The sequence below is a fragment of the Massilimicrobiota sp. An142 genome (genome assembly GCF_002160725.1).
Taxonomy (GTDB): Bacteria; Bacillota_I; Bacilli_A; order Erysipelotrichales; family Coprobacillaceae; genus Allocoprobacillus; species Allocoprobacillus merdigallinarum.
This window is the reverse complement of record NZ_NFLD01000079.1, coordinates 1-1,539: the sequence shown is the minus strand read 5'-3', so window position 1 is coordinate 1,539 and position 1,539 is coordinate 1. Positions and strand designations below refer to the sequence as shown.

2 protein-coding genes are annotated in these 1,539 nt (G+C 29.6%); both read left to right on the top strand.

Features of this window, described 5'->3' with window-relative positions; genetic code table 11:
- On the top strand, positions 1-378 hold a 378-nt coding region (locus tag B5E87_RS14755), incomplete at its 5' end, for a transposase (RefSeq protein WP_143746919.1).
- A gap of 592 nt (positions 379-970) precedes the next feature.
- Positions 971-1,539 (top strand): DUF134 domain-containing protein (locus B5E87_RS14750; RefSeq protein ID WP_087246165.1); only part of this gene is annotated, 569 nt, incomplete at its 3' end.

The window sequence follows — 1,539 nt, the reverse complement described above, 5'->3', positions numbered from 1 at the left end:
GAATATCTGCAAATCAAACAAAAAATGACAAGTGATGAAGGTTGCGAAGGCTGTCCATTCATTGATGAATGCTGTAAAAACAAGAAACATCAGAAAATCCTGACAAGAGATGCAGTGCTAGATGAATTCTATGCAGTTGTAGATGAAAATCTGTCAACGGAATTTGGAAAAGAATTAAAGAAACAGAGAAGCATACAGGTTGAAGGGGCATTTGGAGTCATCAAGCAGGACATGAAATTCACAAGATTCACGAGAAGAGGACTGAAAAATGCAAAGATGGAATTTCTCATTGTGTGTCTAGGCTATAATTTAAGGAAATATCATAAATATCGCCTGAAAAAGGAGAAAGAAGAAAAGGAAAAATTGCTTCTCAATTAAAAAGATATGCACATGAAAAAAACAAATTTTGAGCGATATAGGGATATTGCGCCCAAAAACAGGGAAAACAGAAGAAAAATCAACAAAAATATTACATCTTGAAATCAGAAGAAGAGAAAAGATGTTTTTTTATTGCCTAAAAACAGAAAAAGAAAAGAGCTGAAACAAAATCAACTCTTTAAAAAGTTATTTCGTTACAGCCCCTTTTTTTATTTTGATATAATTTCTGTTTAAATATATTATTATGATTTATCATAAAATTAACAAATAACTAAATTTGTATGTAAGAAGTTATATAAAATGCAATATATAGCTAATGGAGTTGCTTAAGAAAATCAAATAGAATATATCCATAAGTACAAACGTAAATGCTTAAAAGTGGCAGCATAATATATTAAAACGTGATTTTATTTAAAGGAATTGAAATCAAATGTGTAGAAATAAAGGTCGTTACTGATTTGAAAAAGTTTACTAATAATATTAAAAGGTTGTATTTTATGTCTTAATAATCTTCTATAAAGTTTTTTATTCAAAAAAAGTATTATAATTGACATATGTCAATTATAACTATATAATGTGAATGGTGATAATCATGGGAAGACAAAATAGGGTAAAGAAAATTGGAAAGATGCCCGAATATAGAAGATTTACAAGTGAAAAAAAAGATTGTCTAAAAATTATTTTATCATTAGAGGAATATGAAACAATAAGATTAATTGATTATTTGAGTTATAGCCAATTGGAATGTGCTCAAATGATGGAAATATCGAGAAGTAGTGTTGTTTCATTATATCATAGTGCAAGAAATAAGATTTCCAGATTTATCATTGAAGGTCATACTATGGAAATAGATGGCGGTCATTATCAATTAGAGTATAGTGAAGGAGAAAGAGAAATGAAAATTGCAGTAACATGTGTTGAAGGAGAAGTATTTCAACATTTTGGACATTGTCCTAGCTTTTTAGTTTGTGATATTAAAGATGGGAAAATTGATTCATCACAGATGATTGATACTTCTACGTCTGGATGTAGTGCATTAGCAGGTGTTTTATCACAATTAGGTGTTGATACTGTGATTTGTGGAGGTATTGGTGGAGGTGCTAAAAATCACCTCAATGCTGCTGGAATAAAAGTTTTACCAGGAGCAAGTGGTAATGCTTT